The organism is Candidatus Neomarinimicrobiota bacterium (genome assembly GCA_021734025.1).
In the GTDB taxonomy this organism is placed as follows: domain Bacteria; phylum Fidelibacterota; class JAANXI01; order JAANXI01; family JAANXI01; genus JAANXI01.
In genome coordinates this window covers 263059-288666 of the sequence record JAIPJS010000002.1, presented here as the reverse complement: position 1 = coordinate 288666, position 25608 = coordinate 263059, and the positions used below count along the sequence as shown (strand labels likewise).

The following is a 25608-nucleotide window of genomic DNA, read 5'->3' as shown; positions in this document are numbered from 1 at the left end:
GGAGGTATATACTTTGGTTTATTTAAATCCTAAACAACCGCAGACAAAGTCAGATTTTGACTCAATCCAGATCAGCCTGGCGTCGCCGGAGCTGATTCTGTCCAAATCGTACGGGGAAGTCACTAAACCCGAAACGATTAATTACCGGTCGTATAAGCCGGAAAAGGACGGATTGTTCTGCGAAAAGATCTTTGGCCCGGTGAAGGATTGGGAATGTCACTGCGGTAAATATAAACGGATCCGCTATAAAGGAATTATTTGTGATCGGTGTGGCGTCGAGGTAACCAGGAAGAAAGTCCGCCGTGAACGGATGGGGCACATCAACCTGGCAGTACCGGTGGTTCATATCTGGTATCTGCGTTCTATCCCGAGCAAATTAAGTTACATCCTCGGTCTGAGCACCAAGGACCTGGAAAAAGTTATCTACTACGAGGAATATATAGTAATTAGTGCCGGTGGCGCTGATGTGGAAGTCGGGTCTCTGGTGGATGAAGAAGAATATATGGAACTCCGCCGGGAATACGGCCCGCCTGCTGACGGTGATGGTAAGGCCAATGAAGAATACTTTGAAGCCGGGATGGGTGGCGAAGCCATCCGCGAGATCCTGGCCGAGCTGGATATGGAAAAACTGGCCAACGAGCTTCAGCATGCCGTCGACACTGAGACTTCAAAGCAACGGAAAAATGATGCCCTCAAGCGGCTGAAAGTTGTCCGGGCATTTATCCGGGACGAGGATGATAAACCGAATAATCCGGAATGGATGGTATTGAGCGTGCTCCCGGTGATTCCACCGGAGTTGCGTCCATTGGTACCGCTGGATGGCGGACGATTTGCGGCCAGCGATCTTAACGACTTGTATCGACGGGTCATTATTCGGAATAACCGGCTGAAACAGTTGATCGATATCAACGCGCCGGACGTCATCCTGCGAAACGAAAAGCGCATGCTGCAGGAGTCAGTGGATTCGCTGTTCGATAACAGTCGTCGGCGGACTGCCGTCCGAAGTGGTACGCGTCGTCCGTTGAAGAGCCTGAGCGATATGCTCAAGGGAAAACAGGGACGCTTCCGTCAAAACCTACTTGGTAAGAGAGTGGACTATAGCGGCCGCTCAGTTATCGTGGTTGGGCCGGAACTCCAGCTGAACGAATGCGGTCTACCCAAGGAAATGGCCATAGAGCTGTTTAAACCGTTTATTATTAATCAATTGATTACCCGGGGCTATTCCAAAACTCCCCGGAGTGCAAAACTCATGGTGGAGGAGAAGCAGCCGGAGATCTACGAGGTGCTGGAGTACGTAGTGAAGGACCATCCAGTCTTATTGAACCGTGCTCCGACGCTCCATCGTTTGGGTATCCAGGCCTTCCAGCCGGTGCTTATCGATGGGAAAGCTATCAAGATTCACCCGTTGGTCTGTGCGGCATTTAACGCTGACTTTGACGGAGATCAGATGGCTGTCCACGTCCCGCTGGGCCCGGAAGCTCAGATGGAATCCCGGATGCTGATGCTCTCCAGTCACAATATTCTCCATCCGGCGCATGGAGCTCCGATCGCTATTCCGTCACAGGACATGGTACTGGGTGTCTATTATCTGACACGCGCACTGCCCGGCGACAAGGGGGAAGGAATGACCCTGGCCTCAAGAGCGGAGGCGCGGGTCGCCTACGACAACGGCGAAGTCGGATTGCACGCCAAGGTGAAGTTACGTCTGGAAGACGGCAAACAGATCGATACCACTATCGGGCGGATTTTCTTTAACGATATCCTGCCGGAAGAGATGCCGTTTATCAATGAACTGGTAGCCAAGAAATCTCTGGAAGGTATTGTCGGAGAATGCTTCGAACGTGCAGGGAATTATCGCACGGTGAAGTTTCTCGATGACCTGAAAGACCTCGGATTCGGGTACGCTACATCCAGTGGATCGTCCATTGGACTTGATGATGTGATGATTCCGGAAAAGAAACATGATTTTGTTGACCGGGCGACCGCGGAGGTCGAGGATGTGAACCAGAAGGCTCAAAACGAGATCCTCACTGAGGGTGAGCGGTATAACAAAGTCATCGATATCTGGACTCACACGACCAACGCTGTGGCTGATACTATGATGACCCAGTTGGCCAGGGATAAGAACGGCTTTAACAACGTGTTCATGATGGCAGATTCCGGCGCTCGAGGCAGCAAGGATCAGATTAAACAGCTGGCTGGTATGCGTGGACTCATGGCTAAACCGCAGAAGAGCATGACTGGTCAGGCCGGAGAGATTATCGAGGATCCCATCCTGTCGAACTTTAAGGAAGGGCTCTCTGCGCAGGAATACTTTATCTCCACTCACGGCGCCCGGAAGGGGCTGGCCGATACCGCATTGAAAACAGCGGATGCTGGTTATTTGACCCGGCGCTTGGTGGATGTTTCTCAGGATGTAGTGATTGCTGAAGAAGACTGCGGTACCATTAACGGCCTCGAAATCACCGCGTTGAAAGAAGGCGAAGAGATTATCGAGCCGCTTGAAGATCGTATCCTCGGACGGTTTGCAGTTGATGATGTGTATAATCCGATTACCGATGAAATGATCGTTGGTGCGGGTGAAATGATCGACGAAGATGTCGCACATGAAATCGGCGAAACGGCCCTTGAAGAAGTGCGTATACGGTCGGTGCTGACTTGTGAGACACGCCGTGGAGTTTGTATCAAGTGTTACGGGCGTCACCTCGCTACCAACAAGGTAGTGAATATCGGTGAATCCGTCGGTATCATCGCGGCACAGAGTATTGGTGAACCGGGAACGCAGCTGACACTCCGGACATTCCACATCGGTGGAACAGCCAGCCGTATTGTCGAGACATCAGAAATGACGAGTAAACACGCCGGTACGGTACGCTTTTCGGACAATATCGAATTGTCAGAGCGTGAGGATGGCGATAGAATCTGTCTCGTCCGTAACGGCCGGATAGATATCATTGATGAGAACAATCGGGAACTGGCGCACTATAACGTGCCCTACGGTTCCAAGTTGCTGGTGGAAGACGAAGATGAGGTGGAGAAGGGGCAGACTCTGTTTGCCTGGGATCCGTATAGCGATATTATTCTGGCGCGGCGTAGCGGTTACGTTAAATTTATCGATTTGATTGACGATGTGACCTACAGCGAAGAGACGGATGAACTGGGCCGGAAGCAGAGTACTATAATAGAGTCCAAGGATCGTGATCTCAGTCCGCGTATCGAGATTGTGGATGAAGAGGGTGAAACCATCGCTCCCGGAATCATTTTGCCGGTCGGCGCAAATCTGGTGGTCAAAGACGGCCAGGAAGTTGAGGCCGGAGACACATTGGTGAAGATTGCCAAGGAGATTGGCAAAACCCGGGATATTACCGGTGGTTTGCCGCGTGTCGCGGAACTGTTCGAAGCACGGAAGCCGAAGAACCCGGCTGTTGTCAGCGAAATTGATGGACGGGTGAAGTTCGGTCGTATCCGGCGCGGTGTCCGTGAAATTATCGTTGTGGGCGATGCCGGGGATGAGCGAAGTTACAAGATTCCGTACGGTAAGCACGTTATCGTTCACGAGGGGGATAGAATAAGCGCTGGTGATCGTCTGTGCGATGGCGCAGTTGCGCCGCACGATATCCTCCGTATCCTTGGGCCTGGAAAAGTTCAGGAGTACCTGGTGAACGAAATCCAGGAAGTCTACCGTCTGCAGGGCGTACGTATCAATGATAAACACATTGAGGTTATTGTACGCCAGATGATGCAGAAAGTGGCTATCGAGGAGCCAGGCGATACGAAGTATCTTGAAAAGGATCGTATCAATCGGTACGAGTTCTTTGAAGAAAACGAACGTATCAGGAATATGGTCGTAGTCGAAGAACCGGGTGATACCGGACTGCGCAAGGGCCGTGTTATCAAGCGCAACCGGCTTGAACAGTTGAACACGGAGACTGAGGAAGAAGGCGGTGAACCCGCAAAGATGCGGGCCGCACGTCTGGCAACCTTCCGTCCACTCTTGCTCGGTATCACGCGTGCCTCACTGAATACGGAAAGCTTCATGTCCGCTGCCTCCTTCCAGGAAACAACACGTGTTCTGACGGATGCTGCGACTTCAGCGAAGATCGATCATCTGCGCGGCCTGAAAGAAAACGTAATTATGGGACGGCTTATTCCTGCCGGAACCGGTCAAAAGCACTATAAAAACATTATTGTCGATTCCGAGAATGATGTTCTTGTGGATGAGCGGCTGGCGAAAAAGCAGCCGGAAGAAGGGGTTGCGGAGGAAGAGCTGGAAGAAACGTCCGAGCCAGTGGAATCAGAATGAAAAAGAAACAGAAAACGGGTTGACAGGCCTGAGTTCTGTCCATAATTTATGAGGCTTTTTCAAAAAGGGAGAAAAGATGCCGACGATTAACCAACTTGTCCGTAAAGGACGGAAAAAAGTACAGAAAAAGAAATCCGCTCCGGCGTTGAAGGGAAACCCCCAGAAACGCGGAGTATGCACACGTGTTTACACCACAACACCGAAAAAGCCGAACTCGGCACTTCGGAAGGTGGCGCGTGTCAGGTTGGTGAACGGCATGGAAGTGACAGCCTATATCCCGGGCGAGGGGCACAACCTTCAGGAGCACTCGATTGTGCTCATTGAAGGCGGTCGGGTCAAGGATCTGCCTGGTGTCCGGTACCATATCGTCCGCGGAACACTGGATACGGCCGGGGTGACCGACCGGAAGACCAGTCGTTCCCGGTACGGTGCAAAGAAATCTTAGCAATAGGGAATAATTAAGTTATGGCGCGTCGGAAAAGACCTGAAAGACGAGAAATTTTACCTGACCCGGTACATGATAGTCTGTTGGTTGCAAAATTTATCAACAATATCATGCGTAGCGGGAAACGAGGAACTGCCGAGCAGATCTTCTATACTGCTTTGGAGAAAATGGAGAAGCAGGCAGGGAAAGACGGTCTGGAACTTTTTGAAAAAGCAATTGATAACGCCTCGCCTATCCTTGAGGTAAAGTCGAAACGGATTGGTGGTGCCACTTATCAGGTGCCGATTGAGGTGAGTAAGGACAGAAAAAAGGCGCTGGCAATGCGTTGGCTTATTTCCGCGGCAAAGGGTCGCGGTGGTCGCCCGATGTCAGACAGGCTGGCGGAAGAATTTCTGGCAGCTTCAAAAGGCGATGGCGGCGCAGTCCGGAAGAAAGAAGAAGTGCACAGGATGGCCGAAGCAAACAAGGCGTTCGCGCACTTCCGCTAAATCATTGGAAATATAAATTTAATATTAAAAAAGTGGTTATATAGATACAGTGGCTCAGAAAAAAGCAGACTCTTTAGAGAGGACACGGAACATAGGCATCATGGCTCATATTGATGCCGGAAAAACAACGACGACTGAGCGAATGCTCTATTACACCGGTCGGCTGCATCGCATGGGAGAAGTTCATGAAGGCGCTGCTACGATGGACTGGATGGAGCAGGAGAAGGAGCGCGGTATTACCATCACTTCCGCGGCGACTACGTGCTACTGGCAGGATCATCGCGTTAATATTATCGATACGCCAGGCCACGTGGACTTCACCGTTGAGGTGGAACGATCCCTTCGTGTACTAGATGGCGCCGTAGCGCTCTTCTGTGCGGTCGGAGGTGTCGAGCCACAGTCAGAAACGGTATGGCGACAAGCTGATAAATACACGATACCCCGGATTGCGTTTGTCAATAAGATGGATCGCACCGGGGCTGATTTTTTTCATGCCGTGGACATGATGAAGGAGCGCCTCGGGGCGAACGTCGTGCCAATTACGCTCCCCATCGGTGACGGCGATATGTTCAATGGTATTGTTGACTTAGTCCACAATCGCAGCATCATTTACAATGAACAGAGTCTTGGCAAGCATTTTGAGTTTGGTGATATTCCCAAAGATATGGTTGAGCAGGCCAAGGAATATCGTACACATATGCTGGAGGAGATCTCCATGTACGATGACACACTCATGGAGAAGTACCTCGAAGGCGAAGAAATCGATCCCAGAGATATTAAATCTGCGCTACGGAAGGCCACATTGGACGTCTCTATGACTCCGGTAATGTGTGGATCGGCCTTCAAGAATAAGGGTGTCCAGTATCTGCTGGATGCCATTGTAGACTTTTTGCCTTCTCCGGTTGAGGTTCCGCCGATTAAGGGGGTTGATCCGAAGACCGAGGAACAGATCGTCCGGAAGTCTGATGAAGATGAGCCGTTTGCGGCCCTGGCATTTAAAGTGATGACTGACCCTTATGTTGGTCGGTTGACGTTTTTCAGGGTTTATTCCGGTAAAATTAACGCCGGATCCTATATTCATAATCCCAATTCAGATAAACGGGAACGCTTCAGCCGGCTACTCCAGATGCATGCCAACAAACGTGAGGAACTTGATTACGTTAAAGCAGGAGACATTGCCGCAGCAGTCGGGTTGAAGAATACATCCACTGGTAATACGCTTTGTGATGAAGATAATCCGATTATTCTGGAGCAGATGGAGTTTCCGGAACCGGTCATTAAAGTATCAATAGAGCCGGAATCCCGGGCCGATTCCCAGCAGCTCTCCGATGCATTGCAGCGGCTTGCCGAAGAGGATCCGACATTTCAAATTTCCACAGATGAAGAAACCGGCCAGACTATCGTTGCCGGAATGGGCGAGTTGCACCTGGAAGTTATCATCGACCGGCTGAAACGGGAATTCAAGGTAAACGCCAAAATTGGCGCGCCGCAGGTCGCCTACCGTGAATCCATTCGCCAGGAAGTGGACGTGGAGAAGAAATTTGTCCGCCAGAGTGGTGGACGCGGGCAGTACGGGCATGTGGTTATGACGGTTGAGCCAAACGAAGCCGGTGAAGGATACGAATTTATAGATAAAATCGTCGGCGGCTCCATCCCAAGAGAATATATCCCGTCTGTGGATAAGGGGATTCAGGAAGCCATGCGTAACGGCCCGATTGCCGGCTATCCGGTGGAAGATATAAAGGTGACCTTATACGACGGTTCATATCACGAGGTCGACTCCTCGGAGATGGCTTTTAAGGTTGCTGGTTCCATGGCGATGCAGGAGGCAATGAGGCAGGCAAGCCCAGCACTCCTCGAGCCGACGATGGACCTTGAAGTCGTTGTACCAGATGAATATCTCGGCGACGTCATGGGAGACATCACCGGACGGCGTGGAGACATCAAAGGGATGGGACAGAGAAAGAAAGCGCAGGTAATTACGGCGACTGTTCCGCTTTCCGAGATGTTTGGTTACGCTACAGATTTACGGTCCATTACACAGGGGCGCGCTGTATTTACGATGCAGTTTTCGCACTACGCTGAGGTACCGGAAAGCATAAAGGATGATATTATTGAACAAATTCACGGCAAAGCATCATAAACTGACCGCGTAAGAGACGAGGGAGGTCGCATGTCGAAACAGAAATTTGAACGGACCAAACCCCATGTAAACGTGGGAACCATTGGCCATGTGGATCATGGGAAGACAACGTTGACAGCAGCGCTGACGCTGTACCTGTCCAGCAAAGGCTTGGCGGAGATCCGCGATTTTGACAGTATCGATAACGCGCCGGAAGAAAAAGAGCGCGGGATCACTATCGCGACCGCCCACGTGGAATACGAGAGTGATAACCGGCATTACGCCCACGTGGACTGCCCGGGTCACGCCGATTACATCAAAAACATGATTACCGGGGCAGCCCAGATGGACGGCGCCATTCTGGTCGTGAGCGCCGCCGACGGTCCCATGCCGCAGACCCGGGAGCACATTTTGCTGGCACGGCAGGTGGGCGTACCGAATATCGTGGTCTTTATGAATAAAACGGACCAGGTGGACGATCCGGAATTGCTGGAACTGGTGGAGTTGGAACTCCGGGAACTGTTGAGTGAGTATGATTTCCCCGGCGATGATATTCCGATTGTGAAGGGTAGCGCGCTGGAAGCGCTGAGCAATCCGGACGATGCAGACGCCACCGCCCCGATGCAGGAGCTGATTGAAGCGCTGGATGATTATATTCCCGAACCGGAGCGCGACACCGACCGGTCGTTTTTAATGCCGGTGGAGGATGTCTTCTCAATTACCGGACGTGGCACCGTGGGTACCGGTCGAATTGAACGCGGTATCGTGCATGTGGGTGACGAAGTCGAAGTGATTGGGCTCGGTGGTCATGAAACCACTGTTGTCACAGGAGTAGAAATGTTCCGGAAGATGCTGGACGAAGGCCAGGCCGGCGATAACGTGGGGCTGTTGCTGCGCGGGATCGACAAGGAATGGCTGCAGCGCGGTATGGTCTGTGCGGAGCCGGGCAGTATTACGCCGCATACGAAATTCAAAGCGGAAGTGTATGTCCTGAAGAAGGAAGAGGGCGGACGCCATACCCCGTTCTTCCAGGGCTACCGGCCGCAGTTTTACTTCCGGACGACGGACGTCACCGGTACAGTAGGTCTGCCAGAAGGCGTGGAAATGGTGATGCCGGGTGACAAGGTGAATATGGACGTGGAACTGATCGCACCAATTGCCATGGAAGAAGGGCTCCGGTTCGCGATTCGGGAAGGCGGCCATACAGTCGCATCCGGTGTTGTGACGGATATAATTGAGTAACTCAGAAGGAAAGGTGAGTCAATTTGGCATCACAGAAATTACGTATTAGTCTGAAAGCATACGATCACAATCTGCTGGATAAGTCCACAGAGAAGATCGTTCGGACGGCAAAATCCACAGGTGCTGTGATTTCAGGTCCGATTCCCCTTCCGACGAAGCGGACGGTCTACACCGTATTGCGGTCGCCGCACGTGAATAAGAAATCGCGTGAACAGTTTCAGACCAAAGTACACAAGCGATTGATTGATATTCTGAATTCAACCTCAAAGACGGTAGATGCGCTGATGAAGCTGGATTTGCCGGCGGGTGTTGATATCGAGATTAAGGTATAAGGGGTTATAGAGAATCGCTATGAATGGACTTATCGGTAAAAAGAAGGGAATGACCCGCGTATTCAATGACAACGGTGAAGATATTCCCGTGACTGTCATTGAAGCTGGCCCGTGTTATGTGACACAGGTAAAGACTGAAGAAACTGACGGGTACAACGCAGTGCAGATTGGGTTTGAACCGAAGAAGAAAAAGCGAGCGAATAAACCGGAATCGGGGCATACCGCAAAGGCAGAAGTTGATGCAATGAAGGTGCTGAGGGAATTCGATGCCGGGGATGAGCAATATGAGCCTGGCGCAGAAATCACAGTCGATATCTTCAATGCTGGCGAGAAGGTTGACGTGACCGGAACAAGTAAAGGGCGAGGATTTACCGGCGTGGTGAAGAAGTATGGATTTGCCGGCGGCCCGAAAACACGTGGACAGAGCGACACTTGGCGGCGGCCCGGTTCAATCGGGGCGAGCGCCGACCCATCCCGCGTATTCCCGGGGATGCGGATGTCCGGACAGGCCGGAAACGAGCAAGTGACCGAAAAAGCTTTAACGGTTGTTGCTACTGATGCAGAAAAGAATTTATTGCTGGTGAAAGGGTCCGTTCCAGGTTCAAACAACGGATACCTGATCATCCGAAAGGCATAACGAGGATCTAATGAAGGTAGAAGTTTATACAGCGGAAGGCGCCAAATCGGGAGAACAGGTCGAACTACCTGCGAATATTTTTGAAGCGACGCCGAATGACCATTTGATTTACCAGGCAGTCACTACTGAAATGGCAAACCGGCGGCTCGGAAGCCATTCCAAGAAAACACGCAGTGAAAAGCGCGGGGGCGGTAAGAAACCGTGGCGTCAAAAAGGAACAGGGCGCGCCCGGGCCGGGACGATTCGTTCTCCTCTGTGGGTAGGTGGAGGTATTGCGTTTGCTCCAAAGCACCATAAATATAAAAAGCGGATGAACCGCAAGGCAAAGCGGGCAGCAAGAACAAGCGTTCTGGCATATCGGGCTCAAGAGGAAAAGGTATTTGTTATTGAAGATTTGAAGTTTGAGCAGCCCAAAACCAGTCGTGTTGCCACGTTGCTACAGGATATTGGACTCAGTGACGAAAAGGTCGTAATCCTGGTCGGGGAGATAGATGAAAATTTATACCTCTCCTCGCGAAACCTGCAGAATGTAGATGTTGTTGAGGCTGCCAGCGCTTCCACATATGATATGATGGACTCTGACATTTTACTGTTTACGCAGTCCGGTCTGGAGCAGTTGGTTGCTAATTTAGGTCAGGAAAACTAAAGGATTTTACCGATGGCAAAGAAACGTGCAGTTATACTACGGCCGCTTTTCACTGAGAAAATGAGTCTGCTCGCTGAATCCGAGCGAAAATATGCTTTTGAAGTCAGGCCGAATGCAAACAAGATGGAAATTAAACAGGCCGTCGAGAAAAAGTTCGACGTGAATGTCACGAAGGTCGCCACCATGAACATGCGCGGGAAAAGTAAGAGTATGACCGTTCGCAGCGGTGGCCATGTCATCCGGACCTTCGGCCAGAGAAATCATTGGAAAAAAGCAGTTGTAACACTCGCCGAGGGGCAGGCAATCGATCTGTACCAGGGCGAGGGTGTTTCTCTTTAATTATTGAGACAGAGTGATTATTTATGCCGATTAAAAAGATAAAACCGACAACACCGGGACAGCGATACAAAACCCAGTCGACATTTGAAGAAATTACGAAGGGTGAACCGGAACCGAGCTTGGTGAAGCCGCTGAAAAAAACCGGCGGCCGAAACAATCGGGGGCGGATTACCTCCAGAAGACGGGGCGGTGGACATAAACGCCGGTACCGTATTATCGACTTTGCGCGCAAGAAATTTGACGTACCCGGAAAGGTCGCCTCAATCGAATACGATCCCAACCGGTCCGCACGCATTGCTCTGATTCATTATGCCGATGGCGAAAAGCGTTACATCCTGGCGCCGGAAGGCCTCCGGGTTGGCGATGAAGTTATAAGCGGTGAGCAGGTACCGTTACGGCCAGGGAATGCAATGCCCCTGAGTCGTATTCCGCAGGGCGCTTTAGTGCACAATGTGGAATTTAAACCGGGCAAAGGTGGACAGATTGTCCGCAGTGCCGGAACGTCCGCACAGATTTTGGCCAAAGAAGGCAATTACGTGACGCTGAAATTGCCATCTGGCGAAGTGAGAATGTTTCTCCAGACCTGCTATGCAACACTTGGTGAAGTTGGCAACAAGGATCATGAAAATGTCACCCTCGGTAAAGCAGGTCGCAGCCGCTGGAAAGGCCGGCGTCCCAAGGTGCGTGGCGTGGTGATGAATCCCATCGATCACCCGATGGGTGGTGGCGAAGGCCGGACATCAGGCGGCGGACATCCCCGAAGTCCGTGGGGTTGGCAGACTAAGGGGAAGAAGACCCGTAAAAAGAAATTGTCTGATCGCTATATCGTGAAACGACGTCCAAAGAATAAGAGAAGGTAGGATATTGTATGAGTCGTTCGCTAAAAAAAGGACCTTTTGTAGACGAAAAACTTTCGGCAAAGGTTGATGCGCTGAATGAAAAGAATAAGAAACAGGTGATCAAAACCTGGTCCCGCGCGTCAATGATTACGCCTGAATTTGTCGGCCATACCTTTGCGGTACACAACGGGAATAAGTTTATTCCGGTGTATATTACCGAGAATATGGTCGGGCATAAATTGGGTGAATTCTCGCCGACCCGGACTTTTCGCGGGCACTCCAAGGCAGAGAAGACTGCTAAAGTGAAGAAACCTTCATCATCTTAAGACGACGGTAGATAACTATTATGGAAGCAACAGCCAAAGCAAAATATGTAAAACAATCCGCCCGGAAAATACGGCAGGTGGTTGATTTAGTTCGCGGAAAACCGGTGAATCAGGCGTTGAATGCGCTCCACTTCACCCCGAAGAAGGCGGCAACTACCGTAGAAAAGACGATTATGTCCGCCGTTTCCAATTACATGAATACGGATGAAGGGGCGGCGATGGATCCCGACAATTTGGTCATCAGTGAAATTTATGTCGACGAGGGACCAACACAGAAGCGGTATCAACCGCGGGCTATGGGGCGGGCCACCGTCATCCGGAAACGCAGCAGCCATCTGACGGTTGTGGTTTCCGACGGAATCGAAGAAAAAACTGAAAGTAATTAGCGCAAGGGAGGCTCATTGGGTCAAAAAACACATCCCATCGGATTTCGGCTTGGCGTCATTCGCAGTTGGAAATCCAACTGGTTTGACGAGAAAAACTTCGCGGAGAATCTCGATCAAGATATAACGCTTCGGAAGTATATCCGGAAACGTCTGCCCACGGCAGGAATTTCCCGGATCGAGATCAACCGGACGTCCAAAAAGATTACACTGACTATTCATACATCCAGGCCAGGTATTGTGATTGGCAAGGGCGGGAGTGAGGTCGATCAGCTTCGTGAAGAGGTGAAAACCATCACGGATACCGAGGTTCAGATTAACGTGAATGAAGTCAAGCGACCTGAACTGGACGCCTACCTTGTTGCGGATAATATCGCTCAGCAGATAGTGCGGAAGATATCGTTTCGACGGGTTATAAAAAAAGCCATTCAGTCTACTATGCGGATGGGCGCCGAGGGAATTCGTATTCGAGCTGCCGGACGTCTTGGTGGATCGGAAATGGCCCGGACGGAGAACTATCATGAGGGACGCGTGCCGCTGCATACGCTGCGTGCGGACATCGATTTTGCCACCATTACTGCAAAAACGACGTATGGCACTATCGGCATCAAAGTTTGGATCTGTAACGGCGAAGTTGTTTGATAAAGGGAGTCTGAAATTATGTTAATGCCGAAGAAACAGAAACACCGGAAGCATCACAGGGGGCGCCGTAAAGGTAATGCCAATCGCGGCACCGATGTGAGTTTTGGGACCTACGGTCTCAAAGCCATGGAAGCCGGATGGATAACCGGTCGCCAGATTGAAAGTGCCCGGGTAGCGATTACGCGACACGTCCGGAAGCACGGCAAACTCTGGATACGCATTTTCCCGGATAAGCCCGTAACCCAGAAACCCGCTGAAACGCGGATGGGGAAAGGGAAGGGCGCTCCGGAATATCATGTGGCAGTCGTAAAACCGGGCCGTGTGATGTTTGAGATTGAAGGGGTCGATGAAGATGTCGCGGAAAAGGCGATGCGGCAAGCGAGTCACAAGCTGCCGATAAAAACGAAATTTGTAACACGTCGCGAAATCGGAGGTTGATGTGAAGAGCGACGAATTGCGGACCCTCTCAACGGAGGAGTTAGAAATACGGTTGGAAGAGAACAGGGAAGAATTGGAAAATCTCCGCTTTCAGCAGACTTTGCAACAGGTGGAAAATCCGTTACGGATTCGTCACCTGAAGAAGGAAATTGCGCAGATTCTAACCGTATTACGCGAATATGAACTTGGAATACGGACAACTGAAGAGCAAGGGAAGAGTGCTGAATGAGCAGTCGAGGCAAAACAAAGACTAAAATTGGCACAGTCGTCAGCGACAAGATGGACAAAAGCATTCTGGTCCGTGTCGACCGGAAGGTGCAGCACAAACTTTATAAGAAGTATGTGACGCGTTCGTCGAAATTTGTCGCACATGACGAAACGAACGAATGCAAGAATGGTGATAAGGTCAAAATTATCGAAACCCGTCCATTGAGTCGCCGCAAACGGTGGCGACTGATGGAGATACTAGAAAAGGCCGAACAGGTCTGACCGGGATGAGACGAAACAGGCGAGGAACCAGATGATTCAGGTACAAAGTCGTTTGAATGTTGCAGATAATACTGGTGCCCGGAAAGTCCAGTGTATTAAGGTCATGGGAGGCACCGGCCGGCGCTATGCCAGTGTTGGTGACATTATTATGGTGTCTGTAAAGAATGCTATCCCCGGTGGGGATATCAAAAAGGGCGATATTTCCAAGGCGGTTATCGTCCGCACAAAAAAGGAGCGGCGCCGGAAAGACGGATCGTATATCCGGTTTGATGAGAATGCCGCTGTTCTTATCGGCACCGATGAAGAACCGACCGGCACCCGTATTTTCGGGCCGGTAGCCCGGGAACTCCGGGAACGCCGCTATATGCGAATTATTTCTATGGCACCAGAAGTACTTTAACGAGGGATTACTGACTTATGCGAATTAAAAGAGGCGACCAGGTTGAAGTCATCGCTGGGAACGATAAGGGAAAGCAGGGAAAAGTGTTAAAAGTTTTCCCAAAGAAGAACCGGGTGATCGTGGAAGGAATCAATTTTATTAAGCGTCACACGCGCCCGTCCCAGAATAATCCCCAGGGGGGCATTGTTGAAAAGGAGGCTCCGATCGACGTTTCCAATGTGCAGTTGCTTCACAATGGGGAGCCAACCCGCATTGGGTACGATTACCTGGAGGACGGAACCAAGGTGCGTGTGGCAAAATCAACTGGCGAAGTGATAGATTCTTAACAAAGATAGCGTGGTTTAATTATGGCTGAAGAATATATACCGAGAATGTTGAAACATTACCGGGAAGAAGTACGTCCCAAACTCCGCGAGAGTTTCGGATACGACAACATTATGGAAGTGCCGCACCTGGCAAAAATTTCCATCAATATGGGGCTGGGTGAGGCCAAAGATGATCCAACGGTTCTGGAGAAAGGGGTGAATGAGTTGACGACAATCTCCGGTCAGAAAGCCGTCGTCACCCGTTCAAAAAAATCCATCTCTAATTTCAATATTCGGGAAGGGCAGGCTATCGGTGCCCGGGTCACGTTACGTGGCGCACAGATGTATGAATTCCTGGATAAATTTATTGCGTTAGCGCTCCCGCGGGTTCGTGACTTCAACGGAGTGTCCGATAAATCCTTCGACGGGTCCGGCAACTACAGTATCGGTGTGAAGGAGCAGATCATTTTCCCGGAAATCGACTACGATGAAGTAGAGCAGATTCGGGGAATGGATGTCACCTTTGTTACGACGGCCGAAACCGACGAAGAAGCATATGAATTATTTAAACTGATGGGTATGCCGTTTCGATCAAGAGCATCTGAAGCTGCATAATCGTCAACACTAGGCTGATTGAGGCAATTTATGGCTAAGAAATCAATGATTGAAAAAGCAAATCGCGAACCAAAATACAGCACCCGGAAGAATAACCGGTGTAATAACTGTGGACGTCCCCGTGGCTATATGCGGAAATTCGGCCTTTGCCGTCTCTGTTTCCGCGAAATGGCCCTCAAAGGGGAAATTCCCGGTGTAACTAAAGCTAGCTGGTAGAGGAAAGAATTTATGAGCCAGAGTGATCCTATTGCAGATTACTTGACGCAGATTCGCAACGGAATTATGGCGAAGAAGCGCTGGGTTGACATTCCCGCATCCAATCTGAAAAAACGGATGAGTCTGCTGCTAAAGCGGGAGCATTTTATTAAAGATTTTTACGTTATTGAAGACAATAAGCAGGATGTCATTCGCATCTTTCTGAAATACACCAGAGAAGGCGAAGGGGTCATCGAAGGCTTGAAGCGTGTAAGCCGCCCCGGACGCCGGCGATATGTCGGTGTTGGTGAAATTCCGAAAGTGTTAAATGGCCTCGGTACCGCTGTTATGACCACATCCAAAGGTATTATGACCGATAAACAGGCACGTGCTATGGGTGTTGGCGGTGAAGTGCTCTATTATATCTGGTAAAGGGGGAGTAAACTCGTGTCACGTATAGGAAAACAACCTGTAGTCATTCCAGAGAAGGTAGACGTGTCCTTCCAGGCACCGGTGTTGACCGCCAAAGGTCCGCTGGGAGAACTGGAGATCACCGTCCATGCCGATATGGAAGTGAAGATTTCAGACGGCGAAGTCATTGTGACCCGTCCGTCTGATTCTAAGTTTCACCGGTCCCTGCACGGGATGACCCGGGCAATTATTCAGAATACGGTGGATGGAGTAAAAGATGGATACGATAAATCCCTGGAAATACAGGGAGTGGGATATACCGTACAGCGGAAATCCGATCAGAAAATTCTCCTGAATCTCGGATATTCCCACCCTATCCTGTTTGAGGCGCCTGACGGAATCACGCTGGATGTACCGGACAATACGCATATCACGGTGAAGGGACCAAATAAACAGTTGGTCGGTCAGGTAGCCGCGAAAATCCGGTCATTTCGTCCCCCGGAGCCTTATAAAGGAAAAGGCATCCGGTATGTTGGCGAATATGTGCGACGTAAAGCTGGTAAAGCAATTGCAGCAAAATAATTGATCTGTACGGAGTTATACTGACTTATGAAAAAACCATCTGCACGATCTCGAAAGAAGAAACACGTTCGGAAATCCATCTTTGGTATGCCCGATCGGCCTCGGTTAACGGTGTTCCGGAGCAATGCGAACATCTATGCGCAGATAATTGACGATCTGCACGGAAACACACTTGCCAGTTCCTCCTCTCTGGAAAACGAAATCCAGGAAGAGGTTGATAAAGCGGAGAGCAAGGCCGAAATTAGTAAGATTGTCGGGAACCAAATCGCCAAGAAGGCAAAGGATGCCGGTATCGAAAAAGTAGTGTTTGATCGAAACGGCTATCGGTACCATGGTCGGGTGAAAGCGTTGGCGGAAGCCGTACGTGAAGGTGGACTCGAATTTTAACTGAAGTGAGCTGAGGGAGTAAATATTGGCACAGAAACAGATTAATCCGACTCAGTTAAATCTGAAGGATGAAAAAGTTGTCAAGATTAACCGCGTGTCCAAGGTAGTCACCGGTGGGCGGAATTTTTCGTTTAACGCGATTGTTGTTGTTGGAGACGGTGATGGACATGTGGGAGTCGGGCTCGGAAAAGCAAACGGTGTGGTGGAAGCTATTAGCAAGGGCCGTGAAAAGGCCAAAAAGAACTTGTTTAAGGTACCGATTGTGAACGGAACAATTCCCCATGCCATCGTTGGAAAATTCGGGGCTGGTCGAGTAATGCTTAAACCGGCGTCTCCGGGTACCGGTATTATCGCCGGTGGTCCTGTGCGGGCCGTGATGGAGCAGGCCGGAATTCACGATATCCTGACCAAATCCATCGGAACATCAAATCCGCATAACATGATTAAGGCCACGCTGGAAGGATTAAAAAATCTACGTGATGCCTATACGGTCGCCGAGCGACGAGGCATTACCGTAGAAGAACTTTTCAATCCGTAAACACGAACGGTTAAAAGATTTATGGCAAAGAAAAAACAGCTACAGATTCGACAGAAGAAAAGCGTGATCGGTGTGGATAAAAAGCAAAAAGCGACTGTCCGCGCCCTGGGATTGCGGCGAAATTATCGTACGGTAGTACATGACGACACGCCGGCAATTCGGGGGATGATCGCGAAAGTCCAACATTTGGTAGACGTAGAAGAGGTTTGATAATATGGATTTAGGTTCATTACAATACGCAGAAGGCCACCGAAAGGGCAAAGACAAGCGCGTTGGCCGCGGAAACGGTTCCGGATACGGAAAAACGTCTGGTCGGGGTCAAAAGGGACAGCTTTCCCGGGCTGGTTATACCTATCGCCCCTGGTATGAAGGTGGGCAGATGCCCATTCAGCGGCGTTTGCCGAAAAGAGGATTTACTAACATTTTCCGCACCGAATATCAGGTGGTGAATGTAAGTGATCTCGAACGGCTTGAGGAAAAAGAAATAGATATAGATGTTTTGGGCAATCATGGGTTAGTTGATCCGGGTGGCGATCCGGTTAAAATTCTCGGAGACGGTGAGGCACCGGAAGGGCTGACCGTCACTGCCCATGCATTCTCGAAATCAGCCGAAGAAAAGATTACTGCCGCCGGAGGTTCCGTAGAGCGCTTATGATTGATTCGTTCCGTAGCATATTCAAAATCCCAGAACTCCGTAAGCGCATCGCGTTTACAATTTTTATTCTGGTCGTTTACCGAATTGGTGGTCATATCCCCACGCCAGGCATTGATAGCCAGGCGCTGGCCATGGCCATGTCCAACCTCCAAAACACGTTATTCGGACTGTACGATATGTTCGCAGGCGGTTCGTTCGGGAAGGCGACTATCTTCGCTCTCGGTATTATGCCGTACATTAGTGCGGCCATTATCATTCAGCTGCTCGGTGCGGTATTTCCCTATTTCCAGCGGCTGCAGAAAGAGGGTGAAGAAGGTCAGAAGAAAATTACCCAGCTGACCCGGTACGGGACGGTTGGGATTTCAACATTACAGGCCTATGGCGTCAGTATTTTTCTGCAGAACATGACGGCCGGCGCCGGCCAGGCAGCCCGCTCAGTGGTCATTAATCCGGGGATCGGCTTTCAACTGATTACGGTGATTACGCTGGTGAGTGGTACAGTGTTTGTCATGTGGCTTGGCGAGCAGATCTCCGAGCGCGGCATCGGAAATGGGATATCGCTGCTGATTACCATCGGTATCCTGGTGATGCTCCCGAACGTGATTATCAGTGAAGTGACACTGATACAGGAAGGGGTTCGCGGTGTCTTTACCGAGGTCGTCCTGATTGCGCTGATGGTTGTAATTGTCGCTGCACTGGTCCTGCTGACTCAGGGAACACGAAAACTCCCGGTACAATATGCAAAACGTGTTGTTGGGCGAAAGGTCTATGGCGGGCAATCGACTCATATTCCGCTGCGAATTAACACCGCCGGCGTTATGCCGATTATTTTCGCCCAGGCGATCATGTTTGTACCACAGACTATCGCGACATTTTTTGGCGGAAATACGGTAATGCAGGGTATCTTGAGATACTTTGACATCCAGCACCCGGTCTATTGGATCGTATTCGGTGTGATGATCATCTTCTTTACCTATTTCTACACCGCTATAGCGTTTAATCCGGTGGAAGTTGCGGATAATATGAAGCGGCACGGTGGGTTTATCCCAGGGATTCGTCCGGGGAAACGGACTGCAGAGTTTATTGATAATATCCTGACGAAAATTACGCTGCCGGGATCAATTTTCCTGGCGATTGTTGCCGTGATGCCGTATTTCATTATGAATATTTTTGATGTGGATTATAGTCTGGCCTCCTTTTTTGGGGGGACGAGTCTACTGATTATCGTCGGTGTATCGCTGGACACGCTTCAGCAGGTAGAGTCGCACCTGGTGATGCGGCATTATGACGGATTTATGAAGGGTGGGCGTATACGCGGCCGCCGCAGAATGTGATAATTGTAAACGCATGACACGAAGCACTACGGAAATCGATAAAATACGTGAAGCAAGCCAAATAGTGGCCGACACGCTCCAGCTAGTGAAGGAGCACCTGGTGCCGGGGGCAAAAACAATTGACCTGGACCAGATGGCTGAAGAGCATATTCGTTCCCGGGGTGCCCGTCCGGCATTCAAGGGTTACTACGGGTTTCCGGCCAGCCTTTGTATGAGCATTAATAATGAGGTTGTCCATGGAATCCCCAGCGAGCGCACCCTCAACGAGGGCGACATCGTTGGTATCGATTGCGGCGCTGAGAAAAACGGATATTACGGAGATCACGCTATTACTTTCGCGGTTGGCGATGTGAATGAAAAGGTGAAACAGCTGCTCGAAGTGACCAGTAATGCTCTGATGAAAGGTATTGAACAAGCAAAAGCCGGTAATCATCTGTACGACATCGGTCATGCGGTACAGGAATATGCAGAGAATGCCGGGTTTTCTGTGGTCCGGCAGCTTGTCGGCCACGGTATCGGAACCGAGTTACATGAGGAACCGCAAGTGCCAAATTACGGCAAGGCGGGGACCGGTCCGGAATTACGGGCCGGAATGGTTATGGCAATTGAACCGATGATTAATGAAGGTGGCTATGACGTGTATACCGGTGATGACGGCTGGACGGTATATACATCCGACGGGAAATTAAGTGCGCATTTTGAACATACGGTCGTTATTTCGAATAACGGCCCGGAAATTTTATCAGTACCGACAAGCTAAACGAGGAGATTTAATTTGGCCAAAGAAAAACCGATTCGCGTAGACGGCATCGTCAAAGAGACGCTCCCGAACGCGACGTTTAAGGTCGAACTGGAGAACGGGCACGAAGTCCACGCACATATCTCTGGGAAAATGCGGATGAATTATATCAAAATTCTACCGGGAGATAAAGTGACGCTGGAACTTTCACCGTATGATCTGAATCGCGGACGTGTCGTCTACCGGTATAAATGAGAATTGAACGAAGATACTTACGAATAGGCAATAAGGGGATAGACCCGTGAAGGTACGCGCATCAGTAAAAAAGATTTGTAAGAAGTGCAAAATTATTCGCCGGAATGGTGTTGTACGGGTAACATGTACAAATCCGAAACATAAACAACGCCAAGGTTAAGATTTAAAAGGAGGCAAGTGTGGCTCGTATAGCAGGAGTCGATTTACCGCGGGATAAAAAAATTAAGATTAGCTTAACGTATATTTACGGTCTTGGTCGTAGTCTGGCTCTGGAGATTTTAGACAAGGCGGGCATCGATCCGGAAACCCGGACCAAAGATATTACCGATGATGAAGCGCAGACGCTACGGAATGTGATCAGTACGGATTACAAGGTAGAGGGCGCACTCCGTTCCGAACACAATGCGAATGTAAAGCGGTTGATGGATATCGGCTGCTATAAGGGATATCGTCATCGTCGTGGACTGCCGGTGAACGGTCAGCGGACTAAGACCAATGCCCGCACCCGGAAAGGGAAGAAGCGGACGGTGGGACGGAAGAGTAAAAAAGTCGGGAAAAAAGGTTAAAAGATTTTAAGCAAGAATTGTTTGAATACATAAGGAGGCATTGTTGGCTAAAGGAAAAGGTTCCGGAAAGAGCAAGCGTAAAAAGAAAAAACAACGCGTTGACGCCGAGGGTATTGCTCACATCAAATCGACGTTTAACAATACTACGGTGACGTTAACGGATAAATTTGGCAATGCCATTTCCTGGTCCACGGCCGGAAAGGTCGGACATAAAGGATCTCGGAAAAATACACCGTTTGCCGCCGGACAGGCTGCTGAGGCGGCGGCTCAGGAAGCAATCGATTTGGGGCTCCAGCGCGTCGAAGTCCGCGTAAAGGGCCCCGGTTCAGGGCGGGATGCGGCAATCCGCTCACTCCATTCTGCTGGCTTGGAAATTACCGCGATTAAAGACGTTACACCAATTCCACACAACGGATGCCGCCCGCCGAAACGGCGTCGTGTGTAAGACATGAAACTGAAGTAGATAAGGAGAGTTATGGCAAGATATACTGGACCTGTTTGTAAATTATGCCGTCGGGAAGGCGAGAAGCTCTTCCTGAAGGGCAACAGGTGTCTTTCATCGAAATGTGCGATTGAGCGCAAGGGGTATGCCCCCGGTCAGCACGGGCAAGGCCGTCGCAGACGGTTGTCCGATTACGGTATCCAGCTGCGGGAAAAACAGAAAATGCGCAGAATCTATGGAATACTGGAAAAACAGTTCCGCAATTATTTTAAGAAGGCGGACGGTATGGCGGGCGTTACAGGGACCAACCTGATTCAAATACTGGAATCCCGATTGGACAACACCGTGTACCGGCTTGGATTTGCACCATCGCGTGCCGCAGCCCGTATGCTCGTAAAACATCGGCACATCCAGGTAAATGGACGCACTGTTGACATCCCGTCATTTTCGGTATCACAGGGTGATAAAATCCAGGTGCGGGAGAGGAGCAAAAAGATGGAATCTATCCACGAATCCATGCAGAAGATCAAAGGGGAACACCCACTGCCATGGTTGGAACTGGATAAGGCAAAGATGGAAGGGACCTTCATGCAAGTGCCTGAGCGCGATGAGGTCGGCCTGGAAGTCAACGAACAGTTAGTTGTCGAATTATATTCGAAATAATTCAAAAGAAATAGGTAGGAATTGGACATATGCCAAATTTCCAAATACCAACAAATGTACAATTAGACGAAGATTCAGCCACTGATACCTTTGCCCGGTACATCTATGAACCGCTGGAACGCGGATACGGAGTTACTGTTGGCAACGCGTTTCGCCGGATTTTGATGTCATCAATCCCGGGAGCGGCAATTACAGCAATTAAAGTAGACGGCGTGCATCACGAATTCACCACCATTGAAGGTGTGAAGGAGGATGTGTCGGAGATTATTCTGAACCTGAAACAGGTGAAGATCCGGCTGGGAGATACTAAGCACGAAAAGGTTTCCCTCCACATCGAAGGCGCCGGTGAACTGAAAGCCGGAGAGATCGGCGAAGGCCAGGGTGATTTTGAAATTATGAACCCTGATCATCATATCTTTACGATGAACGAGGATGCCGATTTCAACCTTGAAGTCATGCTCGGTCGCGGTCGTGGATATGTTCCGGCAGAGAAGAATAAACTTCCGGAAGCCCCTATCGGGATGATCTTCGTGGATTCCATCTTTTCACCAGTCACCAACGCTAATTACAAGGTGGAAGAGTTGCAGACTGCTGAAAAGGCCAATATGGAACGCCTGACGCTGGAGATTACGACTGACGGTAGTATTGAACCGGCCAACGCGCTGGGATATGCTGCCCAGTTGCTCCGGGATCACATTAATCCGTTTCTCCAGTTCGAATCCGGTGAAATTAAGGAGCCGGAAAAGAAGATCGACGAAGAGGTTCTGCGAGTCCGGAAACAGTTGCAGCGTAGTATTGACGAACTGGAATTGTCGGTCCGCGCCTATAACTGCCTGAAATTCGCAAATATCGAAACCATCGCGGATTTGGTGGAAAAGGAAGAATCCGAAATGCTGAAGTACAAGAACTTCGGAAAAAAATCTCTGCAGGAACTGGTGGAGAAACTTGGCGATCTCGGACTGGAATTTGGAATGGACGTTGATAAGTATACCAAGGATCAGCTGGTATAACAGGAAACTGACAGGGATTTATCATGCGACACGGAAAACGAGGCCGGAAACTCGGCAGAACGAGCTCTCATAGAAAATCGATGCTGGCGAACATGGCGGCGAGCCTGTTTAAACATAAGCAGATCCGGACCACCGACGCCAAGGCGAAAGAGGCGCGGAGGGTAGCGGAGAAGCTTATCACTCTGGGAAAAAAAGGTGATCTCGCCGCACGGAGAAAAGCACTCAGCATTCTTCCGACCAAGGAAGATGTGAATACGCTTTTTAACGAAATTGCACCGCAATACGAAGAGCGCGAAGGCGGTTATACCCGAATAGTGAAACTCGGCCGCAGAACAAACGATGCTGCGCCGGTATCTATTCTGGAGCTGGTCGATTTTCAACGCCAGGTATCGCCTGCTGAGACTGAAGAATAGTCTTCTATGTGAGCGTGCGAAACCCAATTCGGTTCACATATCTTATTCGAAAGGCAACCATTAGCGTTGCCTTTCTTTTTATCTTTTGGGCACTCCCGCTGAATGTATTCAGCCAGGAATCCGATACGCCCATGACTGATCAGTTCTTTAAGGGACTGTGGGTCATCCGAAATAACATGACTGATTCCTCCTCCATAAAGGAGGTGGTGGAATTTGCGTCAGATAATGGATTCCGGCAGATCCTGGTGCAGGTACGAGGCCGTGGATTTGCGTATTATACCTCCTCATTTGTTCCTCGATCATACCTCATCACAGAACCACAATTTGATCCCCTGGCCTATGCCATAGAAAAGGGACACGAAGCCGGCCTCGAAGTTCATGCCTGGATGAACATGTATGTGCTCTGGACAGCTGAGACAGAACCGCCGGATCCAAATCATCTGCTCCTGACACAGCCAGAATGGACTGATGCTGATAACAATGGTGTCATGTACAAGGATAAGGATTGGAACCTCTTCCGGAACGGCTTACGGGGCGGAATCTATCTTGCCCCAACACATCCGGCAGTCAATCCCTATCTGAAATCCGTGGTAAAGGAAGTCGTTGAAAATTATAATGTGGACGGAATCCATCTGGATTACATCCGGTATCAGAATGTAGTCTCGGGCTATAATCCTGCCGGGCGGGAAACCTTTCGGAATAAGTACGGAGTCGATCCTCTGTTGCTATCTCAGATTACACAGCTGGATACGGTCAACTGGGATGAACGGTCGTACCAAATTTATATAGATGCCTGGAATGCCCATCGCCGGGATCAGGTGACCCAACTCGTTTCTTCACTCAAAACATTGTGTGAACAACATGGCACGAAACTATCCGCAGCCGTCAAACCGAATGTGAATGATGCCCGCAGCCGGTTTTTTCAGGACTGGGAATATTGGATAGAGGAGGGGTATCTTGACCTGGCAATTCCAATGAATTATGCTAAAGATCTCGAATTGTTTATGTCGAATTTGCAACTCATCAGAGAAAAGTTACCACGGGATCAGGTGGCCATGGGAATTGCTGTTTATAACCAGTCGCAGTTTGATGTGGCAGAAAAAATATTGAAAACGCTCAGTGCTCAATACGAGGGCTTTTGTCTTTTTTCTTATAATTCGTTTGTTGAAAATCCAACATACATAGATGTCATCCGCCGTTTTGTAAAGATTGAATAATATCTCTTATGAGTGATACGATGACTTCCGGAAACCCGGATAACCGGGACAGTGCGCATTCAGACCCACCTTCCGCATTGTTGGTGAAGAACATCGGAGAGCTCGCAACAGTCAATCCGCGAATAGGTCAGGTGGAGAAATATGATCATGTTTCCATGGAGATAATCGATGGTACAGTCGCTGGCTTATTCTCCGGAGAATCCGTACCGTTTACGGGGGACTATGACGCGATTATAGATGCCGGTGGTCGGCTGGTGACGCCCGGATTCGTGGATCCGAGTACGTGGTTAGCCCGCAGTGATACACTCCAACAATTATCAGCGAAGAAAATCCAAAATTACGTCGGGCAGTTTCTGCGACACGGGACCACCACAGTAGAAATGAAAATCGAAGTATCTCTAGAAACTGAGCAGACCATAAACGCTTTTTCACTATTAGCCGATTCATCTGATGATAACGAAATTGAATCAGTGCCCACCGTATACCTCACTCCCGGACTACAGGATAATGAGGAAAGCCCGGGAGGAAAATATCTCCGCGAATTATGCGAAAATATTCTTCCGGCGATAGCTGAGGAAAACGTGGCAGAATATTGTGACTTACGGTATGGCACATCCGGATTCCCGGCATCTGATGCGGAGATACTCATAAATTCGGCAATCGACTCCGGCTTAAATCTCCGCCTGGAAACAGATGGAGCTGACGCAGACAAAGCCACTGAATTGGCAGCGACCTATGGTGCCCATTCGGTGACGCTCATAGAAGAAATTTCTGAGGAAGGAGTCGCTAACCTGGATAAGGCCGATATTGTTCCGATTATCCTCCCCGGTGTTAACCTGGTGAGGAAGGATTCATCACCAATAGATATACGGAAAATGGTCGATATTGGACTTCCGGTGGCAGTCGGCTCCGGATATTATTTTGCCAACGTTTCTACTGGTAACATGCAGTCTGTTTTGAACCTGTCGACCACATTGTATAACTTATCTATAGAGGAAGCGTTACAGGCAGCAACTTATCACGCCGCAGGAGCCTTGAACCGCGAAGATGCCAAAGGATGCCTGACACCCGGATACGATGCGGATTTCATTCTCTGGGAGAAAAAACAGTTAGACGATTTAGCGATGGAATTTGGTATGAATTTGCTGGCCGGAACCTTTATCGGTGGAAATCCGATGTGGCAAAATCAGGATTTGTCTTAGTAATAGAC

The 25608-nt window shown here is 49.8% G+C and carries 37 protein-coding genes; all 37 read left to right on the top strand.

Going from position 1 to position 25608, the window contains the following annotated elements; all coding sequences use genetic code 11:
* Window positions 1-13: 13 nt before the first annotated feature.
* The gene (gene rpoC, locus K9N57_03580) at window positions 14-4303 is read left to right on the top strand and encodes a DNA-directed RNA polymerase subunit beta' (GenBank protein ID MCF7803251.1); all 4290 of its coding nucleotides are present in this window, start codon (window positions 14-16) and stop codon (window positions 4301-4303) included.
* 76 nt (window positions 4304-4379) lie between these two features.
* A complete protein-coding gene (gene rpsL / locus K9N57_03575; GenBank protein ID MCF7803250.1) occupies window positions 4380-4748 on the top strand; it encodes a 30S ribosomal protein S12 in 369 nt (122 codons plus the stop codon).
* 20 nt (window positions 4749-4768) lie between these two features.
* On the top strand, window positions 4769-5236 hold the full coding sequence (rpsG, locus tag K9N57_03570) for a 30S ribosomal protein S7 (GenBank protein MCF7803249.1): 468 nt from the start codon (window positions 4769-4771) through the stop codon (window positions 5234-5236).
* 100 nt (window positions 5237-5336) lie between these two features.
* Window positions 5337-7379, top strand: coding sequence for an elongation factor G (fusA, locus tag K9N57_03565; protein ID MCF7803248.1), 2043 nt, complete (start codon window positions 5337-5339; stop codon window positions 7377-7379).
* A 30-nt stretch (window positions 7380-7409) separates the two neighbouring features.
* Window positions 7410-8600, top strand: a complete 1191-nt coding sequence (tuf, locus tag K9N57_03560) for an elongation factor Tu (GenBank protein MCF7803247.1) — start codon at window positions 7410-7412, stop codon at window positions 8598-8600.
* Between the two features lie 23 nt (window positions 8601-8623).
* Entirely contained in the window at window positions 8624-8932 is a 309-nt protein-coding gene (rpsJ, locus tag K9N57_03555; protein ID MCF7803246.1) for a 30S ribosomal protein S10, read from the top strand.
* A 19-nt stretch (window positions 8933-8951) separates the two neighbouring features.
* Window positions 8952-9569: a 50S ribosomal protein L3 gene (rplC, locus tag K9N57_03550; GenBank protein ID MCF7803245.1), complete on the top strand. Its 618-nt coding sequence runs from the start codon at window positions 8952-8954 to the stop codon at window positions 9567-9569.
* A 10-nt stretch (window positions 9570-9579) separates the two neighbouring features.
* Complete coding sequence (gene rplD / locus K9N57_03545) at window positions 9580-10215, top strand: 50S ribosomal protein L4 (protein ID MCF7803244.1); 636 nt, start codon at window positions 9580-9582, stop codon at window positions 10213-10215.
* A 12-nt stretch (window positions 10216-10227) separates the two neighbouring features.
* Window positions 10228-10554: a 50S ribosomal protein L23 gene (gene rplW, locus K9N57_03540; protein ID MCF7803243.1), complete on the top strand. Its 327-nt coding sequence runs from the start codon at window positions 10228-10230 to the stop codon at window positions 10552-10554.
* A 23-nt stretch (window positions 10555-10577) separates the two neighbouring features.
* Window positions 10578-11414, top strand: coding sequence for a 50S ribosomal protein L2 (rplB, locus tag K9N57_03535; protein MCF7803242.1), 837 nt, complete (start codon window positions 10578-10580; stop codon window positions 11412-11414).
* 8 nt (window positions 11415-11422) lie between these two features.
* Window positions 11423-11719, top strand: a complete 297-nt coding sequence (gene rpsS / locus K9N57_03530; GenBank protein ID MCF7803241.1) for a 30S ribosomal protein S19 — start codon at window positions 11423-11425, stop codon at window positions 11717-11719.
* A gap of 20 nt (window positions 11720-11739) precedes the next feature.
* The gene (gene rplV, locus K9N57_03525; protein MCF7803240.1) at window positions 11740-12105 is read left to right on the top strand and encodes a 50S ribosomal protein L22; all 366 of its coding nucleotides are present in this window, start codon (window positions 11740-11742) and stop codon (window positions 12103-12105) included.
* Between the two features lie 15 nt (window positions 12106-12120).
* Window positions 12121-12744: a 30S ribosomal protein S3 gene (gene rpsC, locus K9N57_03520; protein MCF7803239.1), complete on the top strand. Its 624-nt coding sequence runs from the start codon at window positions 12121-12123 to the stop codon at window positions 12742-12744.
* Between the two features lie 18 nt (window positions 12745-12762).
* Window positions 12763-13182 carry a 50S ribosomal protein L16 gene (gene rplP, locus K9N57_03515; protein ID MCF7803238.1) on the top strand — a complete coding sequence of 140 codons (420 nt, stop codon included), beginning with the start codon at window positions 12763-12765 and terminating at the stop codon, window positions 13180-13182.
* A gap of 1 nt (window position 13183) precedes the next feature.
* Window positions 13184-13411 carry a 50S ribosomal protein L29 gene (rpmC, locus tag K9N57_03510; GenBank protein ID MCF7803237.1) on the top strand — a complete coding sequence of 76 codons (228 nt, stop codon included), beginning with the start codon at window positions 13184-13186 and terminating at the stop codon, window positions 13409-13411.
* Window positions 13408-13671, top strand: coding sequence for a 30S ribosomal protein S17 (rpsQ, locus tag K9N57_03505; GenBank protein ID MCF7803236.1), 264 nt, complete (start codon window positions 13408-13410; stop codon window positions 13669-13671). The genes rpmC and rpsQ overlap by 4 nt, the downstream gene beginning before the upstream one ends.
* Window positions 13672-13702: 31 nt before the next feature.
* Window positions 13703-14071 carry a 50S ribosomal protein L14 gene (gene rplN / locus K9N57_03500; protein ID MCF7803235.1) on the top strand — a complete coding sequence of 123 codons (369 nt, stop codon included), beginning with the start codon at window positions 13703-13705 and terminating at the stop codon, window positions 14069-14071.
* A 17-nt stretch (window positions 14072-14088) separates the two neighbouring features.
* A complete protein-coding gene (rplX, locus tag K9N57_03495; GenBank protein MCF7803234.1) occupies window positions 14089-14397 on the top strand; it encodes a 50S ribosomal protein L24 in 309 nt (102 codons plus the stop codon).
* Window positions 14398-14418: 21 nt separating this feature from the next.
* Window positions 14419-14991 (top strand): 50S ribosomal protein L5, encoded by a 573-nt coding sequence (gene rplE / locus K9N57_03490; protein MCF7803233.1) that lies wholly within the window; start codon window positions 14419-14421, stop codon window positions 14989-14991.
* A gap of 30 nt (window positions 14992-15021) precedes the next feature.
* A complete protein-coding gene (locus K9N57_03485; protein MCF7803232.1) occupies window positions 15022-15207 on the top strand; it encodes a type Z 30S ribosomal protein S14 in 186 nt (61 codons plus the stop codon).
* Window positions 15208-15219: 12 nt separating this feature from the next.
* Window positions 15220-15618 carry a 30S ribosomal protein S8 gene (gene rpsH / locus K9N57_03480; protein ID MCF7803231.1) on the top strand — a complete coding sequence of 133 codons (399 nt, stop codon included), beginning with the start codon at window positions 15220-15222 and terminating at the stop codon, window positions 15616-15618.
* A 15-nt stretch (window positions 15619-15633) separates the two neighbouring features.
* Window positions 15634-16179, top strand: a complete 546-nt coding sequence (gene rplF, locus K9N57_03475) for a 50S ribosomal protein L6 (GenBank protein ID MCF7803230.1) — start codon at window positions 15634-15636, stop codon at window positions 16177-16179.
* 27 nt (window positions 16180-16206) lie between these two features.
* Entirely contained in the window at window positions 16207-16566 is a 360-nt protein-coding gene (rplR, locus tag K9N57_03470; protein ID MCF7803229.1) for a 50S ribosomal protein L18, read from the top strand.
* A gap of 25 nt (window positions 16567-16591) precedes the next feature.
* Entirely contained in the window at window positions 16592-17104 is a 513-nt protein-coding gene (gene rpsE / locus K9N57_03465) for a 30S ribosomal protein S5 (GenBank protein MCF7803228.1), read from the top strand.
* A gap of 21 nt (window positions 17105-17125) precedes the next feature.
* On the top strand, window positions 17126-17314 hold the full coding sequence (gene rpmD / locus K9N57_03460) for a 50S ribosomal protein L30 (GenBank protein ID MCF7803227.1): 189 nt from the start codon (window positions 17126-17128) through the stop codon (window positions 17312-17314).
* 4 nt (window positions 17315-17318) lie between these two features.
* On the top strand, window positions 17319-17759 hold the full coding sequence (gene rplO, locus K9N57_03455) for a 50S ribosomal protein L15 (protein MCF7803226.1): 441 nt from the start codon (window positions 17319-17321) through the stop codon (window positions 17757-17759).
* The gene (secY, locus tag K9N57_03450; protein ID MCF7803225.1) at window positions 17756-19093 is read left to right on the top strand and encodes a preprotein translocase subunit SecY; all 1338 of its coding nucleotides are present in this window, start codon (window positions 17756-17758) and stop codon (window positions 19091-19093) included. The genes rplO and secY overlap by 4 nt, the downstream gene beginning before the upstream one ends.
* A 13-nt stretch (window positions 19094-19106) precedes the next feature.
* On the top strand, window positions 19107-19853 hold the full coding sequence (gene map / locus K9N57_03445) for a type I methionyl aminopeptidase (protein ID MCF7803224.1): 747 nt from the start codon (window positions 19107-19109) through the stop codon (window positions 19851-19853).
* 15 nt (window positions 19854-19868) lie between these two features.
* Window positions 19869-20087, top strand: a complete 219-nt coding sequence (infA, locus tag K9N57_03440; protein MCF7803223.1) for a translation initiation factor IF-1 — start codon at window positions 19869-19871, stop codon at window positions 20085-20087.
* A 46-nt stretch (window positions 20088-20133) separates the two neighbouring features.
* On the top strand, window positions 20134-20247 hold the full coding sequence (gene rpmJ, locus K9N57_03435) for a 50S ribosomal protein L36 (protein MCF7803222.1): 114 nt from the start codon (window positions 20134-20136) through the stop codon (window positions 20245-20247).
* A gap of 19 nt (window positions 20248-20266) precedes the next feature.
* Entirely contained in the window at window positions 20267-20653 is a 387-nt protein-coding gene (gene rpsM / locus K9N57_03430; GenBank protein ID MCF7803221.1) for a 30S ribosomal protein S13, read from the top strand.
* 43 nt (window positions 20654-20696) lie between these two features.
* Entirely contained in the window at window positions 20697-21098 is a 402-nt protein-coding gene (gene rpsK, locus K9N57_03425; GenBank protein ID MCF7803220.1) for a 30S ribosomal protein S11, read from the top strand.
* Window positions 21099-21128: 30 nt separating this feature from the next.
* The gene (rpsD, locus tag K9N57_03420) at window positions 21129-21758 is read left to right on the top strand and encodes a 30S ribosomal protein S4 (GenBank protein ID MCF7803219.1); all 630 of its coding nucleotides are present in this window, start codon (window positions 21129-21131) and stop codon (window positions 21756-21758) included.
* A 29-nt stretch (window positions 21759-21787) separates the two neighbouring features.
* Complete coding sequence (locus K9N57_03415; protein MCF7803218.1) at window positions 21788-22768, top strand: DNA-directed RNA polymerase subunit alpha; 981 nt, start codon at window positions 21788-21790, stop codon at window positions 22766-22768.
* 23 nt (window positions 22769-22791) lie between these two features.
* Entirely contained in the window at window positions 22792-23181 is a 390-nt protein-coding gene (gene rplQ / locus K9N57_03410; GenBank protein ID MCF7803217.1) for a 50S ribosomal protein L17, read from the top strand.
* A 14-nt stretch (window positions 23182-23195) separates the two neighbouring features.
* Window positions 23196-24398, top strand: a complete 1203-nt coding sequence (locus tag K9N57_03405; protein MCF7803216.1) for a family 10 glycosylhydrolase — start codon at window positions 23196-23198, stop codon at window positions 24396-24398.
* 20 nt (window positions 24399-24418) lie between these two features.
* Window positions 24419-25600: an amidohydrolase family protein gene (locus K9N57_03400; protein ID MCF7803215.1), complete on the top strand. Its 1182-nt coding sequence runs from the start codon at window positions 24419-24421 to the stop codon at window positions 25598-25600.
* Window positions 25601-25608 lie beyond the last annotated feature (8 nt).